Origin of the sequence: Acinetobacter sp. Res13-Abat-PEC15-P4-01 (assembly GCF_015676285.1) — a bacterium.
GTDB lineage: Bacteria > Pseudomonadota > Gammaproteobacteria > Pseudomonadales > Moraxellaceae > Acinetobacter > Acinetobacter nematophilus.
Genome location: NZ_JADAIN010000021.1, coordinates 16267 through 32601 on the forward strand (window position 1 = coordinate 16267; position 16335 = coordinate 32601).

Genomic DNA, 16335 nt, shown 5'->3' on the forward strand with positions numbered 1-16335 from the left:
ACTCAAAGCAAAGTGGCATTGATCGAAATGCCCTCTAGAGCGAAATCATAGCCAATGGTGAAAACAATAAAAGGTGACTCAATGCAAGCGCAAACTTATTGGATCTCGACACAGGATAAGCAAAAACTTTATGCAAAAACATGGGGGAATGCTGAAAACCCCGCGTTGGTCTTGGTGCATGGTTATCCTGATAATCAGGAAGTTTGGGAACCGATTATAGAGCAATTGATTTCACAATTTTATATTGTGACCTATGATGTTCGTGGTGCAGGGCAATCCTCTATTCCAAAACGTATCCGTGATTATGCTTTACCGCGGTTATCGCTAGATTTGGAATGTGTGGTCAATGAATTACTGCCCGAACGTCAGTTTCATTTAGCTGCCCATGATTGGGGGTCAATTCAATCTTGGGAATCGGTTACTGAAACAAAATTTAAAAATCGTATTTTGTCTTATACCACCATGTCAGGACCATGTTTAGATCATGCCGCATTTTGGATGCGTGAGCAGTTTTTACATGAAAAACCTAAATTTTTTAAACAATTATTGAAATCTTGGTACATCGTTGCTTTTCAACTGCCGATTCTTGCACCTACCGTCTGGCATTTTTTTAGTCCGCAGCGTTGGGGGGCAATTTTAACTCAATTAGAAAAAACAAAAGATCTGCCTTTAAACTCAAATATTGCGAAAGATGGTGAGCATGGTATTGGGTTATATCGTGCTAATTTCCTGCCACGTTTAACTCGTCCGCGTCAGCGCTTTGCTGTTTGCCCAGTACAGGCGGTTGTACTTTTAAGAGATAAGTTTGTGAGTCCAGAATTAATTGATGAAGTTCCAAAGTGGGCAACTCAATTTGAGCGTGTCGAGGTTGATGCAAATCATTGGGCTGTACTCAGTCGACCTCAAGAAATTGCACAATATATTCAAGAGTTTGCATTGAAAAATAATTAAAATTTTGTTTGTCGTAGCGAGGTGATGTGTATTTATCACCTCGCTATTGAATGATCAGTTGGATGAAATTGCAGCTTCATTGCCATGAATCTGCTAAAGTATCGCCTTTCAAATTTTCGTAAATTTCTCTATGAATGCTGTCGTTATTGCGATTGCCGTGATGTTTATTCTGTCACTGGCACGAGTTTCTGTTGTTTTAACATTGGTTATTTCAGCAATTATAGGTGGGTTGGTCGCTGGTTTAAGTTTGGCAGATACTGTTGAAGCATTTAATGCGGGGTTGGGGGATGGTGCTGAAGTTGCACTGGCCTATGCCGTATTGGGTGCTTTTGCCTTGGCATTGTCTAAATCGGGTTTACCTGATTTATTGGCTTATAAGTTGATTGGCTTATTGGGGATGGAAGCGACTCAAAAGCAAGCAACAAAAGTAAAATTCTTATTGTTGGGAATATTGCTGATAGCCGCAATTTGTTCTCAGAACTTAATTCCCGTGCATATTGCTTTTATTCCAGTGCTTGTCCCACCGTTATTAAAGGTGATGAACCATTTGAAGCTTGACCGTCGTGCAGCAGCATGCGTACTGACATTGGGATTGGTTGGAACCTATATTTTTCTTCCTGTCGGTTTTGGTGCAATTTTCCTAGAGCAAATTTTAATGGGAAATATCAACAAAATTGGAGCAGCGTATCATCTGCATGTTGAACGGAGCATGATGCCGATGGGAATGGCTATTCCCGTGCTTGGTATGGTGGTAGGGACTCTCGTCGCTGTATTCATCAGTTATCGTAAGCCTCGTATCTACGTGGATCGTAACGTTGCACCCATTACAACAATTGATTTAGATAAGCCACTCAGGGCGGTCAATGTTGAAGAGCTGAAAGCAGATGGTCTGGCTTTGGAACAAGAAGCCAAACAAGCGCCTGTGATTGCCAAGAAAACCATTTTGATGGCTTTGCTGGCAATTGCTTTAACGTTGGTCTCGCAGCTGTATTCAGGTTCAATGATCTTGGGTGGCTTGGTCGGTTTTGCCGTGCTCTCTGCGGCAGGAATTTTTAAATGGCAAGAAGCAGATGACGTCTTTGTGCAAGGCATGCGCATGATGGCATTGGTTGGTTTTATCATGATTTCTGCTGCCGGATTTGCCTCGGTGATGACGCATACGGGGGATATCAATCATCTGGTCAATGGTGTGGTGCATTTGATTGGTGACAATAAAGCTTTGGCGGCATTTTTAATGCTGTTCATTGGTTTGTTTGTGACGATTGGGATTGGCTCATCTTTCTCTAGTGTACCTGTACTTGCTGTTATTTACGTCCCTTTGTGTGTGCAGTTTGGCTTTTCTCCATTGGCAACAGTTGCATTGATTGGGACAGCAGCAGCACTTGGTGACGCGGGTTCTCCTGCTTCAGACTCTACACTTGGACCTACAGCTGGTTTAGGAGTGGATGGGCAGCATGATCATATTTGGGATACGGTCGTTCCTACATTTATCCATTTTAATATTCCTTTATTGGTCTTTGGCTGGATTGCGGCAATGGTCCTGTAGATTCACATTGGTCATATTGAAGGCTGTTTATGATGATATCTAGACAGCCTTTTTTATGCTTATAAAAGTATTTGATTATTCATAGCTTAATCTTTTAACCAGTGCAAAGAAATTTAATCATGCTTATGTTTTAATAAATATAAAATGTATTTTATTTGCATTATTAATTTATAATAAAATCTGGTTTTATTATAAAAACCCTTAATAATCTTGATTAATTTGGTTGGTTTTTAAAACCAACCATTTTGATAAGATTAAAATAAATTTATATATATAACAAGTACTTAAAAATAAATAAGTTTTTTGCATTTAAATAAATGTTGCAAAATAATTAATACCTATGTTTAATGTTAATTAATAACAACGCGGGGTATTTTATAATGTTGAAGCAACTTGCTCTTATTACATTAATGGGAATTTCTTCTGCTTCATTTGCAGATTGGCAAGTCAAAGTGGGTGGTTCGGTGATTTCACCTACTCAAGACATCAATGTTGCAGGTGTGGGGACTGTGAAAGCTGATCATGAATATGCTTTTACACCTTCAGTAGAATATTTCTTTGGTGAAACACCATTTTCAGCTGAGCTTTTGTTAGCTGCACCGATCAGCCATGATGTAAATTTGGATGGTCAAAAAGCAGTTAAACTTAAACATTTGCCGCCTACTGTTACTTTTAAATATAACTTTAAAAACTCAACTCGTTTTACACCATATATCGGTTTAGGTGGTACAGCATTTGTTGCGTGGGATGAAGAGTCAACAGGTGCATTATCAGGCACCAAAGTAAAAGTGAAAGACGATTTTGGTTTTGCGGGTCAAATTGGCTTTAATTTCCAGCCAGCCGATGCAAAAAACTGGGGTGTTTTCTTTGATGCACGCTATGCGCAACTCAGCCCAGAAGTGAAAGTAACTGCCGGTGGAGCAACTGCTGCAAAATTTGACTTAGATATCGATCCGGTTATTTATACTTTAGGTTATAGCTATAGATTCTAAGTAGACTGATATAAAAAGCTCGGTACATATACCGAGCTTTTTATTTTTAAAATGATCAATTTTTTTGAAACAAGAAACCATAAAAAATAGTCATTTTTGACTATATAACAATGCACAAAATCAATTTAATCTAGAACTCATGACTTTATTTTTTTGAATGAATATGAAATTACGAATTCCAATTATATTTTTACTGAGCTGTGGCATTTCAATCAGTCAGGCAGCCAGTTTTAACTGTGATCATGCCCAAACCAAAACAGAGCATCGTATCTGTGAACAACGCAGTTTAAATGATGCAGATGTTAAAATGGCGACAACCTACAATATTATTCGAAAATTAGTCCCTATGGGAACACGAGGAGTCATTCAAGACCAACAAGTGAAATGGTTACAACTGCGCAATCAATGTCAGGATAATGTACGTTGTTTAACCGATGCATATCAAATGCGACAACAAAAACTTGAGACTTATATGAATCGGGTCTATGAGCAGGGTCCATTTTAAAAAAAATTGAATTTTACTATTGAAAAATACTTAAACCACTCCATTTCATACAACATTCGATAAAAAAGCGTTATGAATTTACGGAGTGATTTTATGAGCGAACAGAACGCACAACAAAATTCAAAAAAGCACAGCTTCCAAGCAGAAGTGGCTCAGCTTTTACATTTAGTGACGCATTCACTGTATTCAAATCCTGAAATTTTCCTACGCGAATTGATTTCTAATGCTTCTGATGCATGTGATAAATTGCGTTTTGAAGGGATTAATCATCCAGAATTTTATGAAAATGATCCAAATCTACACGTTCGAGTCAGTCTAGACAAAGATGCGAAAACCATTACGATTTCAGACAATGGAATTGGTTTAAGCCAACAAGAAGCTATTGATAATCTTGGTACGATTGCCAAGTCTGGAACCAAAGACTTTATGTCGAAATTGTCCGGTGATCAAAAAGCCGATGCACAGTTAATTGGTCAATTCGGGGTTGGCTTTTATTCAGGCTTTATTGTTGCAGACAAAATCACAGTTGAATCTCGCCGTGCAGGTTTAGATGCATCCGAGGGTGTGCGTTGGATCAGTGGTGGAACAGGTGATTTTGAAGTCACGCAAATCGATAAGGCTTCACGTGGAACAGATATTATCTTGCATTTACGTGATGATGCTCTGGACTATTTAGAAGCTTATAAAGTAAAACAGATTATCAATAAATATTCTGACCATATCAGCTTGCCAATTGAAATGCAGAAAGAAGTTTGGCAGGAAGAAGAAGCAGTTGAAGGTGAAGAGAAAAAGCCTGGTCAATATGTTAAAACTGATGAGTGGGAAGCAATTAACTCTGCAAGTGCTTTGTGGACACGCAGTAAAGGCGATATCACTGAAGAACAGTATGTTGAGTTCTATAAGAATCTGACACACGATTTCGAAGCTCCGCTTGCATGGGCACATAATCGTGTTGAAGGGAGTACGGAATATACCCAACTACTTTACATTCCAAGTAAAGCACCAAGCAATATTTTTACCCGTGAAGCAAAAGCCGGCATCAAATTGTATGTGAAACGCGTGTTTATTATGGATGATGCGGACAATCTGATTCCAAACTATCTTCGTTTTGTACAAGGGGTGGTGGACAGCGCAGACCTTCCATTAAATGTGAGCCGTGAGCTTTTACAGGAAAGTCGCGATGTGAAAACCATTCGTGAAGGCAATACACGCCGTGTATTGACCACCTTGGATGCTTTGGCAAAATCTGAAGATCAAGCAGATCAAGAAAAATTCAAAACTTTCTATGCTGAATTTGGCTCAGTGATCAAAGAAGGTTTAGGTGAAGACTTTGCCAATCGCGAACGAATTCTTAAACTTTTACGCTTCTCTACATCGAACAATGATGATGTTTCTACTTCATTGGAAGCCTATAAGGCACGTATGAAAGAGGGCCAAAAGGCAATTTATTATGTGACTGCGGATAGTCTAGCTGCTGCCAAAAACTCTCCACAATTAGAGTTGTTCCGTAAAAAAGACATCGAAGTTCTGCTTATGGCGGACCGTGTTGATGAATGGGCAATGGAATTTGTACATGAGTTTGATGGTACACCAATGCAAAACGTTGCCAAAGGTGCGGTTGATTTAGGCGATCTACAAGACGCTGAAGAGAAAAAGGCACTGGAAGCAGCAGCTGAGCAATTCAAGCCAGTCGTTGAAAAATTATCTGATTCATTGAAAGCTAAAACCAAAGAAGTACGTGTGACCACACGTTTGGTTGATTCTCCTGCATGTTTAGTGACGGGTGATGGTGAACTTTCGCCGCAATTGATTCGTATGTTAAAACAGGCAGGTCAAGCTGTCCCGGAATCTAAACCAATTTTGGAAATCAATCCAGAGCATCCTTTGGTGAAAAAATTGGAGGGTTCTGCACAGTTTGATGATTTAGCCAATGTGATTTTCGATCAAGCAGTGATTGCGGAAGGTGGGTTACCGGATGATCCTGCTGAATATGTAAAACGTATAAATAATTTATTGTTGAAATAATCATTGTTGTTTTTCAAAAAGCCTATCTTTAAGATAGGCTTTTTTGCTGAAAACTATAAAATGACCAAGATTCAAAGAATTCAAGCTATAAATTGTTTGCTGCTGTGCTGTGTACTGACAGCACCTGTATACGCGTATGAGCTTCCCGCTGTGGAAGACCGGCGGGCGGATACCACAGACGGTCAGAGAGGTGCTGCATTTTCTTTAGACCTTCACCCTAGCCTAAAAATAGAAGATGATTTAGTCGACCGAGAGGTTAGGGCGGTTGGACGTATGGCATATGAAACAATGTCGATGCCCCATTCAGGGGGAACTTTATATCATTTTAAATTAGAACTTTATTCCATCCATCCTCTACGTTAAGGCATATAAAAAAAGTAAATATAAAACTCAGTGGATAAGTAGCAACTTATCCACAGTTGCGTTTAATGATTGAGCTAAAATTAAAATAATGCTTCTAGGCGGACCAATGCACTCGGGAAGTGGCTACGGTCTTCACGACGATCATTAAAGTAATTTAAATCACCTTGTACATAGAACCATTCACGCCAAACAGGTTGTCGCCAAGAAACAAAAGGTCCCCAACTGTTCAGTTTGAGGTCATTATTATTATAATAACCACCTGTATAGATACCGTAGTTAAAGCGGTTATTTTTAAAGAATTGATGCTGACGATATGTACGGTTGTCCCAAGTCAGATCATCATCCTGTTCATCTGCATAGGTCAGATAAAATTGATTGGAAATGAAGGGTTGATTCGGACGTGCATGGGTCAACTCCAGGTTGGTTCTGAGGTAATTCTCACTGTCGATTCCATAACGATAAATCTGTTCAGCATGAAAAGTAAAATCATTCCCCAAAGACCAGTCCCTTTGTGCTTTTAAGCGAGCATAAACATCATCGCCTGAACGAATACCTAGGTCGGCATCTAAATCAAACGGCAAACGTTTGGAAAGTTGAGACCAACGCAGTGCGATCGAACTATTATCATCTCTGATTTGTTTACCATCGATTCTTTTGTTTGGATCACCATCTGAATGCTTATTTGAAATTGCAATATTATTGGCAATTTCATCATCTAATGAATCATCACCAAAAACGACACTCAAACGATTTTCTAAGGTAGGTAGTTTAATCTTACCTCGGATACGTGGGTTTACATCATAGCCATCATGTTTATTCCACTGGTTGTCGACAAGGATACGCAGTGTTGCTGTTGCCGGTCGTGCCGGATCAGTTTCTCCAAACCATCCATCCATTTTATTGGCTGTACGATCGACCCAATCACTCAGTTTCTTTTGTTTCTTATCCGCCCATGTCTGATCTTCTGTGGTCTGTGTTGGAGGCACAATCACTTGATCAGACTGTTCTGGAAAAATCGTTGGGGTTGAGTCCACGATTTTTGGAATATAGTTGAGTAAGCCCTTTTCTTCGGTCTCAGTCGAAGATAATGATTTGCTTGACTCAGCTTTTTTTGTTTCGACATTGGTATCGAGACTACCATTTAGCTCTGCAAAAGCAGAGTTCCCCAAAAGACCACCTAACAATAAGGCATAAGGTAATTTTGAGAAAATTAACGATGAAATTTTCTTCATATGCATACTTTCTTAAACGTTGAGTCATTCAGTTTTTAATTTTCAATATAACTATGCCTGAAAAAAACAGTAAATTTCAATTCAATACAGAGAATAGGTACAAAAAACATAAAGTATTGAACAATGAAATGCATAAAACAAAGTGAATAACCGTGTTAAATGCACATTTCATCACCAAAAGTGATTATTAATTAAAAATTAAGGAGTTATTTTAAATATATTCCACATCAGCAAAAATCATCGCATTGCATAAAAATCATGCTGAATTGTGGATAACTTTGTTTTTATCCTCAACGGATGTTTTATCAAGTCAAACACAAAAAAGCCTCCCAAAGGGAGGCTCTTCTGTCTTATAAAATAAGAAAAAATAAGAAACTTACAGCGCAAGAATTTCGTGGAAACGAAAAATATGTGCTGATCATAATCTAAGAAAAAAAGTCTGAATAGTTGCTTTTATGCAACGCTGTATTGCAAAAATGACACGTAAATATAGCTAAAAAGTCAATTCAAAATAAATAATCGAAATATTTGATAATATTGTTTTTTCTGAAGAGAATTTATTCTACTTTTCAAATCATGAACATTCAACTTTAATTTAAATATATTGAAGAACTCTATCTGACGAGTCCTTCAATTTTTAATATGACGCTTTATTTATTCGGTACATCACAAGCATCATCATTGCAAACAGGTGCATCTTGTTGCTCAACGTCTCCATCGCTTGCTGTTTCCAATGCTTTTTGCAAGACCTGAACAAATACTTCTCGAGGTTGAGCACCTGCTAGTGCAACACGTTGATCAAATACAAAGAATGGTACACCCGTGACTTTCAATTGCTCATGGGCAACTTGTTCATCAAATTTTACAAAGTCGGCATATTCTTCCGAGTCTAATACATCATCGACTTCTACAGGATTCAAACCAATTCGAGAAGCCACATCTTCAATGGTTTCGCGTTCACCAATCGGTAAGCCCTGTGTCATATAGCTATAGAAAAAAGCCTCTTCAGCTTCTGAACCAAGCCCTTTACTTTGTGCAAGATGAATGATGCGATGGGCATTAAACGTATTGCCTGAGTTGGCATTTTCCCAATTAAATTGAATCCCTTCTTCAAGAGCCATGGCTGCAATATTACGTTGCATGTCTTCTACTTCTGCAATAGTACGACCATATTTTTGCGCAAGTCGTTCTGAGTTTGAAACTTCCTGGCGTGGTGGTGCATCAGGATCAAGTTCAAAACTATGCCAATGGACTTCAAGCTCGATACCTGCTTGTTCTGCTGCTGCTTCTAAACGTTTTTTACCGATGTAACAGAATGGGCAAACTACATCTGACCAAATATCTACGCGCATGGGAAATCTCTACAATCTAAATGTTGATTATGATGGGGTTGATTGAGATAAATTTAAAGTCGAATTTTGATCATGACCTAGACAAAGCTAAATCTTAATCAGGAGATTTGTCGTTATTCTGCATAAATAATATACAAAAAAGAGTTGCTTAGGATATTCTAGATAATCTATGACATTGTTTGGAGACTGATATGCGTCGAATATTGATCGTACTCAGTATCATTTTTCTGTCAGTTATTGGGTTTTTCTACTACGACCATACATCAATTAAAAATGAAAAAGCAAATCGCCAAGCATTTGATTTAGTCATGACTGATAAAATGCGACAACTTTCGGAACAGGCACAAGACCGTTCTAAACCTGTCAATATTGAGATTCATGATGCTCGATTAAAAGGTGACTATAAAATTTTGTCAGAGTTTTTACTTAAATATTGGATCAAGAATATTGATACACGAAATGCTTATTTAAATCAGCTTGCTGCCGCTAAGTGGGATCATTTTCTAGATGTGAACCGTTTGGATGCTGACCGTAAACAGAATTATGTTGAAACTACTCAGATGCTGGTGACCGTGCGTCAAGCCATGCAAAAATACCAACAGAACAATATGAAAAATAAAAACGAAGCGCTGGAGGAATTAAAAAGATCGACCTTACGCAAAGACCTTAAGAAACCTTTACAAGATAAACTCGAACAAAGTGCACAGCTTGATCCTGAAAATGCGTTAATTTTAAATGAATTACAAATCTTAGGAAAAGCTGAAACCATGTTTGACATGCTTAAAAAATATCAATGGCAGAAACAAGGCAATCAAATCCTGTTTAAAGAGGATGCCCAAGTCAAACAGTTTAATCAATTGTATCAAGACGTACTTAAATTAAATAGTCAGATTAATCAGAAAAAAGAACAGAATGCTGAGGTGTTACAAGAGGCGCTGTAAATTTAATGAATAGAATGAGATGAATGAAAAATATAAAAATATGGATATTTATTGCACTGGACTATACTGTTATTGGTTGCTGGAATGAATTATGTCTACCAGACGCCACTTTTGACTCAACACGCTTGTACGAATAAGCCTCTGTATCGCTATCATTTTGGCGTTTATCAAATTGATCAGGCATTTATTTCGGGTGCTCATAGCTATAAACAGATTTATGGATGGAAGCATTTTCTGGGCTTTGATCCTGTTTTATGTGCTGAACAAATTGAATATGACCAATGTGTTATGCAGGAGAAACAAGCAGCTTTAAAAAAAACAACACAGGAAAATCAACAGTGGCAACGCATACGGGATAATTTGTATATCAATGCCCAGCATCAATTGGCTTTAAAACTTCCTTATGCAAACCGCTGCAGCATGTTTTTATCGGACAACATTCAAGTGGATCAGAGTTTATCTATCTCCAATAATCGTTTTTATATCCATTTGAGTTTTGGTGAAGAAAGTGAACATTCATTGACTGAAATATTAGATGCAGTCACCTTTCAGCAATTGCATTCTACGAATTTATATAAAGATAAAGAGCATGTCTATCTTTATTTTGACATGCTGGAGAGTAGTAATTCTTCTATTTTGGAAGATGCTGATTACGCGACTTTTAAAACGAAGTCAGATGCAGGATGTGTAGCCAAGGATAAATAGGCTATTGGTTTTATAATGAGCGAAAATCATGGCATAACCTGAATGCCGAAGAAAGAGAACAGGTTCAAGCGTTTCAATCAGATTCATCATCATGATGTCATATAGGATTGACCATTCAATATCGTCATACTCTTTGAAAACGACTCTATTTAATATCAACTATATTTTTATTCCCCCTTTCCCATAATTAGAAAAGATTTTAATAAGTCTTGTGATTGTTTTAGCTTAGATATTTTCTCTGAGATATTCTTCAACTCCATGTTCAGTGCTTGTTTGGCAACAGGGCATAAAGTAAATTTCTCCTCTCCCAAGTCGAAACATGGCAGTAATCGTTTAATGTCTTTTAAATGCATTCCAGCATGATTGAGTACTTTAATTTTGCGAATATTTTCAATATCTTGTTGATTGTAAAAACGATAATGATTTGCTGTTCGTAGAGGATGAATTAATCCTAATTCTTCATAATAACGGAGCATGCGAGGGCTGACTTGAGTCAGTGCAGCAACTTTAGCAAGGTTCATCATTTACCTCTTGACTGTCACAGTGCTGTTTGAGTTTATAGTCAATCTAGTGGCTAAACAAGCAGAGGGAATTATGGACTTTGAACAAAAGAAAGAACTGATCAGAAAATGTTTTCAGTATATTGATGATCGAGATTCAAGAGTGCTGGAGCTTTATACAGAAGATGTTGAACTACTTTTTCCTAAATTTGGACGGCATCATGGAAAAGCCTCCATTAAAATATTTGCTGAACGATTATCCAAAATGTTGAACTATCTAAAACATGATATTGATCATTTAAGATTTCTAGATGCTGGAGAAACCGTGGTTGTTGAAGGGAGGGAATGGGGCGAAATGTCGGATGGAACACAATTTCCTGACGGAAAAATATCACAGGGACTTTTTTGTAACATATTTGAATTCAGAGATGAATTGATTTGTTCTGTTCGAATTTATGTTGATCCTGATTTTCCAAGTCAAGATGATGCAAGGATTAAAGCTTTGGCAATAGCATCCGTTTAATCAATCTCTTTAAAGCAAAGCCATCAAGAGAGTTTGCCAAAGCAGGCTTTTGAGATGATTTATAAAGGTAGATTAAGCCAAGAAGTGTATAAAAGCCGATTAATGAAGATTATAAACATACGGCTATTGAATATTTTTGGTTGATTGATCACTTGAAAATGAAAATTTGACAATTTTAAAGATGTCAAAAAATGAAACATCTTTCATTAGAATATAAATAATGGCTGTTTTTATTTAGTATGTTCAGTAATAAAATATATATGATTTTTAATAAGAAAATTAAGCGTTATTACCGTTTATCTGAGCTTTGCTGAATCTATATTTAATTTGTTATAGCCTATTTAATAGACAATATTCAATAGATTCAAAATCATTTTATTGTACAGATAAATTGATTTAATTTTTCAGGTGAAATATATGAACTTTATCAAAGTTTCTATAATCGCAACAGTATTGTCTGTGTGGTTACCCGTCGCACAGGCAGAAGAAGTTGCGTCATTGCCAACCATTAAAGTGATGGCAGATTCGGAGCTGCGTCAAGAAGCGGTCGGTGTTACGCCTTATCAAGAAGACAAAGCTGTGCGTAGAGCATTGCAGCATCAAGTGATTAAAAAAGAAAACGAAATTCAAAACTATAGTATTGGCGATAATATCGGTGTATTGGATATTCAGCCTAAAGCGCCTGAACCTAATTTTAATCAAATTCCCTCAGCATTACTCAGAGAATATGTGTTGGCTGTTGCAAGCGGTTTACAGTCTTCTGACCCGACTACAGGTTTGTTTACCATGATGGAACCACTTTCGATGGGTATGAATCGTGATAAAGCCTTAGAAGCGGTTCGCAATGGAACGTTTCAGTTGAATTTTGATAAAGCACGTTTAGACTTGATGTTGGGTGATAAGTGGCAAAGTGGCTTACCAAAGTAACAAGTTTTTAAATTATCTTTTTATATGTTTAATCTTGATGAGTTTTGCTATAAATCATTTTTCATAATCAATAACGTTCAATGATAAAAATCCCCGCATATAGCGGGGATTTTTTATCTTGGTATTTTAATTAAAAATTAAACACGTTCGATAATTGTCGCGATACCTTGACCAAGACCAATACACATGGTTGCAAGACCGATTTGTGTATCTTGTTGTTCCATCACATTCAACAATGTTGTGGTGATACGCGCACCGGAACAACCCAATGGGTGACCGAGTGCAATCGCACCGCCATTTAAGTTGATCTTGTCTTGCTTGTCATAGATGTTCAAGCCTTTCATCACGGCAAGACCTTGAGCAGCAAATGCTTCATTTAACTCGATGGTTTGGATGTCATCCATCGTCAAGCCAGCACGTTTAAGCGCTTTTTGAGTTGCAGGAACAGGACCATAACCCATGATCGCAGCATCACAGCCTGCAATCGCCATAGAGCGAATCACAGCACGCGGTTTAAGTCCTAAAGCTTGAGCACGTTCCGCAGACATCAACAACATTGCAGACGCGCCGTCAGACAACGCAGAAGATGTCGCAGCAGTTACAGTACCGCCTTTAGGATCAAATACAGGACGCAATGCTTTAAATGCTTCAAGGTTTGCATCTGGACGAATCACTTCGTCGATGTCACATAGAATTTTAAAGCCATTCGCATCATGACCTTCAACACCGACGATTTCGTTTTTAAAACGACCTTCCTGGGTTGCAGCCCAAGCACGACGGTGGGATTCAACACCAAATGCATCTTGTTCTTCACGGCTAATGCCGTTCATACGACCCAGCATTTCAGCAGTCAAACCCATCATGTTTGATGCTTTTGCATAATGTTTAGATGCTTCAGGGTTGAGGTCGATGCCATGCATCATGCCTACATGACCCATATGCTCCACACCACCAATGATAAAGATATCACCTTGGTTGGTTGCAATTTGAGCCGCAGCAGTATGAATAGACTGCATAGAAGAACCGCAAAGACGGTTAACAGTTTGACCGCCAACAGTTTTTGGTAAATCAGCCAAAAGTACGATGTTACGAGCAATGTTCATACCTTGCTCTAGAGTTTGGTTCACACATCCCCAAATTACATCTTCAACTTCATTGACATCAAACTGGTTACGAGCAACTAAAGCACGTACTAGTTCAGCTGACAAGCTGTCTGCACGCACATTACGGAACATACCGTTTTTGGTTTTACCCATTGCAGAACGTACGCCATCAACGATGACAACGTCACGTGGATTTAAAGTAGCCATTCACGTTGCTCCTTAACCGTAGAATTTTTTGTTGTTAGCAGCCATGTCACGCAACAATTGTGGCGCTTCATAAGCTTTACCTAAGTGTGCATATTTATCGCAAAGTGCTACATATTCAGCTACACCTGTCTGGTCGATGTAACGCGCAGGACCACCACGGAATGGAGGGAAACCAACACCCATGATCATCGCCATATCTGCTTCAGAAGCAGTTGCAACGATGTTGTCTTCTAAGCAACGAACAGTTTCGTTACAGAATGCAAGCATCATACGGTCAATGATTTCTTGTGGATCAAACTCATGTTTTTCAGTTGTTGCCATTGTTGCAACAAGATCATATGCAGTTGGATCAACAGTTTTGGCTTTCTTGCCTTTACGATCAAGTTCATATTTATAGAAACCAACGTCGTTCTTTTGACCAAGACGTTTGTTTTCATACATGATTTCGATAGCACCTTTGTAGTCAGGCTTCATACGGTCTGGGAAACCTTCCGCCATTACTTCAGCACCATGCACACCTGTGTCGATTCCGACAACATCGATGAGGTATGCAGGACCCATTGGCCAGCCGAATTTTTCCATGACTTTATCCACTTGCTGGAAGTCGGCACCATCTTTAAGTAGAAGGTCAAACGCACCAAAGTAAGGGAACAATACACGGTTAACGAGGAAGCCAGGGCAGTCATTTACAACGATCGGCGTTTTACCCATTTTCTGAGCAAGCACCACAGTTGTTGCAATCGCTTCTTCAGAAGTTTTCTCACCACGAATCACTTCAACCAATGGCATCATGTGAACAGGGTTAAAGAAGTGCATACCGACAAAATTTTCAGGACGTGTCAATGCATTGGCAAGACGTGTAATTGAAATCGTTGAAGTGTTAGATGCAATGATGGTATTTTCACGCACTTTCGCTTCAGTATCTTTCAATACTGCTTCTTTGATTTTTGGATTTTCAGTTACTGCTTCAATGACGATATCGACCTCTTTAAACTCGTCATAGCTTAAAGTTGGACGGATACGCGCAAGTGTCTCACCCATTTTCGCAGGGGTCATCTTTTTGCGTTCAACTTGTTTGGTCAACAATTTGTTCGCTTCAGACATACCCAATGCAAGTTGAGGGTTACCAATGTCTTTCATGATGATCGGTGTGCCTTTGCTTGCCGCTTGGTAAGCAATACCACCACCCATGATACCTGCACCTAAAACAGCTGCCTGATTAACTGGATGAGCACCTTTTTCATGCTTTTTAGATGCTTTTTTCACCACTTGATCGTTGATGAATAAGCCAATCAACGCACCTGCCTGCGGTGTAATCGCCGCTTTAGCAAATGCTTCAGCTTCAATTTTTAAAGCAGCATCACGTTTCTGGCTAACGCCTGCTTGAAGTGAATCAAGTAGAAGTTTTGGCGCAGGATATTGAGCTGGATTTGCTTTAGCAAGCACCACACCTTTAGATGAGTTAAATGCCATCATCTGTTCAAGCATGTCTAATTTAACAGGCTCTAATTTTTCTTGACGTTTGGCTTTCCAGTCCAGACGGCCAGAGATTGCTTGCTTAACCAGGTCAATCGCAGCTTCTTGTAATTTGTCAGCAGCGACAACAGCATCTACTGCACCATCTTTAAGTGCAGCTTCCGGGCGTTTGCTAGCAGACGTTGCAATCCACTCTACAGCATTATCAATACCGATCACACGGCTTAAACGAACTGTACCACCAAAACCAGGAATGATTCCCAACTTAACTTCAGGTAAGCCTACAGTTGCAGCAGTTGACATGACACGGTAGTCACATACCAAACACATTTCAAAACCGCCACCTAAAGCAATACCATTAATCGCAGCAACTTTAGGAATTTCTAAGTCTTCAAAAGCATTGAAGATATCGTGAACAGGCATTGCCCATTCTACAATTGCACTTTCGCCTTGCTTAAAGTTATCACCGAACTCAGTGATGTCGGCACCAACGATGAATGTAGATTTACCAGAAGTAACGATTAAGCCTTTCACTTCACTGTTATTTTTTACAGCTTCAATAGCAGCTTTAAAGTCTTCAATCGTTGCACGGTTGAATTTGTTAACCGACTCACCTTGTAAGTCAAAGCGGAATTCTGCAATTCCGTCCGAAAGCAATTGGACGGTAATGGCATTGCCAGCGTGGATCATGCCCTGATCTCCTTTTTTGGAGGACTTCTAAGTTGATGTTCTGAAGTGTGTATGCTTTTCCCGCACACATTTCGACTTCACTAATCTTACGATAACTATATCTAAAAATAACCTAACAAGTTGTATCAAGCCGTGACGCAAGGGTCATCAATTTTTTTTGGATATCATATTGATTTAACCTATTGAATTTTAAGAGATGTAGTGGATTTCTGTATAAGTATTTATATTTTATCAATTTAATTTATATTTTATGGCGAGCTGTGAGATAGAAGCACTGAAATGCAACACTAAATTAGG

Annotated in this window: 15 protein-coding genes; 10 read left to right on the forward strand and 5 right to left on the reverse strand. The window is 38.6% G+C overall.

The window, feature by feature from the left end; translation table 11 throughout:
- The first annotated feature begins 81 nt into the window (after positions 1–81).
- The 6 genes from IMO47_RS09765 (at position 82) to IMO47_RS09790 (ending at position 6382) form a co-directional block, all read left to right on the forward strand.
- On the forward strand, positions 82–951 hold the full coding sequence (locus tag IMO47_RS09765; protein WP_196074549.1) for an alpha/beta fold hydrolase: 870 nt from the start codon (positions 82–84) through the stop codon (positions 949–951).
- A 130-nt stretch (positions 952–1081) separates the two neighbouring features.
- Positions 1082–2497, forward strand: coding sequence for a Na+/H+ antiporter NhaC family protein (locus IMO47_RS09770; protein ID WP_196074548.1), 1416 nt, complete (start codon positions 1082–1084; stop codon positions 2495–2497).
- A 380-nt stretch (positions 2498–2877) separates the two neighbouring features.
- Entirely contained in the window at positions 2878–3489 is a 612-nt protein-coding gene (locus tag IMO47_RS09775; protein ID WP_196075325.1) for an OmpW family outer membrane protein, read from the forward strand.
- 163 nt (positions 3490–3652) lie between these two features.
- Positions 3653–3994, forward strand: coding sequence for a hypothetical protein (locus IMO47_RS09780; protein ID WP_196075500.1), 342 nt, complete (start codon positions 3653–3655; stop codon positions 3992–3994).
- Positions 3995–4087: 93 nt separating this feature from the next.
- Positions 4088–6019 (forward strand): molecular chaperone HtpG, encoded by a 1932-nt coding sequence (gene htpG, locus IMO47_RS09785; RefSeq protein ID WP_196075501.1) that lies wholly within the window; start codon positions 4088–4090, stop codon positions 6017–6019.
- Positions 6020–6079: 60 nt separating this feature from the next.
- On the forward strand, positions 6080–6382 hold the full coding sequence (locus IMO47_RS09790) for a hypothetical protein (protein ID WP_196075502.1): 303 nt from the start codon (positions 6080–6082) through the stop codon (positions 6380–6382).
- Positions 6383–6462: 80 nt separating this feature from the next.
- Here the strand turns inward: IMO47_RS09790 and IMO47_RS09795 are convergent, their stop codons facing one another.
- Both IMO47_RS09795 and IMO47_RS09800 read right to left on the reverse strand, forming a co-directional pair.
- Positions 6463–7614, reverse strand: a complete 1152-nt coding sequence (locus IMO47_RS09795; RefSeq protein WP_196075503.1) for a hypothetical protein — start codon at positions 7612–7614, stop codon at positions 6463–6465.
- Between the two features lie 650 nt (positions 7615–8264).
- Positions 8265–8966, reverse strand: coding sequence for a DsbA family oxidoreductase (locus tag IMO47_RS09800; protein ID WP_196075504.1), 702 nt, complete (start codon positions 8964–8966; stop codon positions 8265–8267).
- Positions 8967–9157: 191 nt separating this feature from the next.
- On the opposite strand from IMO47_RS09800, the gene IMO47_RS09805 reads away from it, so the two are divergent.
- A complete protein-coding gene (locus IMO47_RS09805) occupies positions 9158–9907 on the forward strand; it encodes a hypothetical protein (RefSeq protein WP_196075505.1) in 750 nt (249 codons plus the stop codon).
- 84 nt (positions 9908–9991) lie between these two features.
- On the forward strand, positions 9992–10612 hold the full coding sequence (locus IMO47_RS09810) for a hypothetical protein (protein WP_227552258.1): 621 nt from the start codon (positions 9992–9994) through the stop codon (positions 10610–10612).
- 167 nt (positions 10613–10779) lie between these two features.
- Here the strand turns inward: IMO47_RS09810 and IMO47_RS09815 are convergent, their stop codons facing one another.
- Positions 10780–11133 (reverse strand): MerR family transcriptional regulator, encoded by a 354-nt coding sequence (locus IMO47_RS09815; RefSeq protein WP_196075506.1) that lies wholly within the window; start codon positions 11131–11133, stop codon positions 10780–10782.
- Between the two features lie 49 nt (positions 11134–11182).
- Here IMO47_RS09815 and IMO47_RS09820 point away from each other — a divergent pair, with 49 nt between their 5' ends.
- Together IMO47_RS09820 and IMO47_RS09825 are read left to right on the forward strand one after the other, a co-directional pair.
- Complete coding sequence (locus tag IMO47_RS09820) at positions 11183–11635, forward strand: nuclear transport factor 2 family protein (protein ID WP_242052632.1); 453 nt, start codon at positions 11183–11185, stop codon at positions 11633–11635.
- A 417-nt stretch (positions 11636–12052) separates the two neighbouring features.
- A complete protein-coding gene (locus IMO47_RS09825) occupies positions 12053–12562 on the forward strand; it encodes a hypothetical protein (RefSeq protein WP_196076995.1) in 510 nt (169 codons plus the stop codon).
- Positions 12563–12699: 137 nt separating this feature from the next.
- Here IMO47_RS09825 and fadA read toward each other — a convergent pair whose 3' ends face one another.
- Both fadA and fadB read right to left on the reverse strand, forming a co-directional pair.
- A complete protein-coding gene (gene fadA / locus IMO47_RS09830) occupies positions 12700–13872 on the reverse strand; it encodes an acetyl-CoA C-acyltransferase FadA (RefSeq protein WP_196076996.1) in 1173 nt (390 codons plus the stop codon).
- 12 nt (positions 13873–13884) lie between these two features.
- Positions 13885–16038, reverse strand: coding sequence for a fatty acid oxidation complex subunit alpha FadB (fadB, locus tag IMO47_RS09835; RefSeq protein WP_196076997.1), 2154 nt, complete (start codon positions 16036–16038; stop codon positions 13885–13887).
- Between the last annotated feature and the right edge of the window lie 297 nt (positions 16039–16335).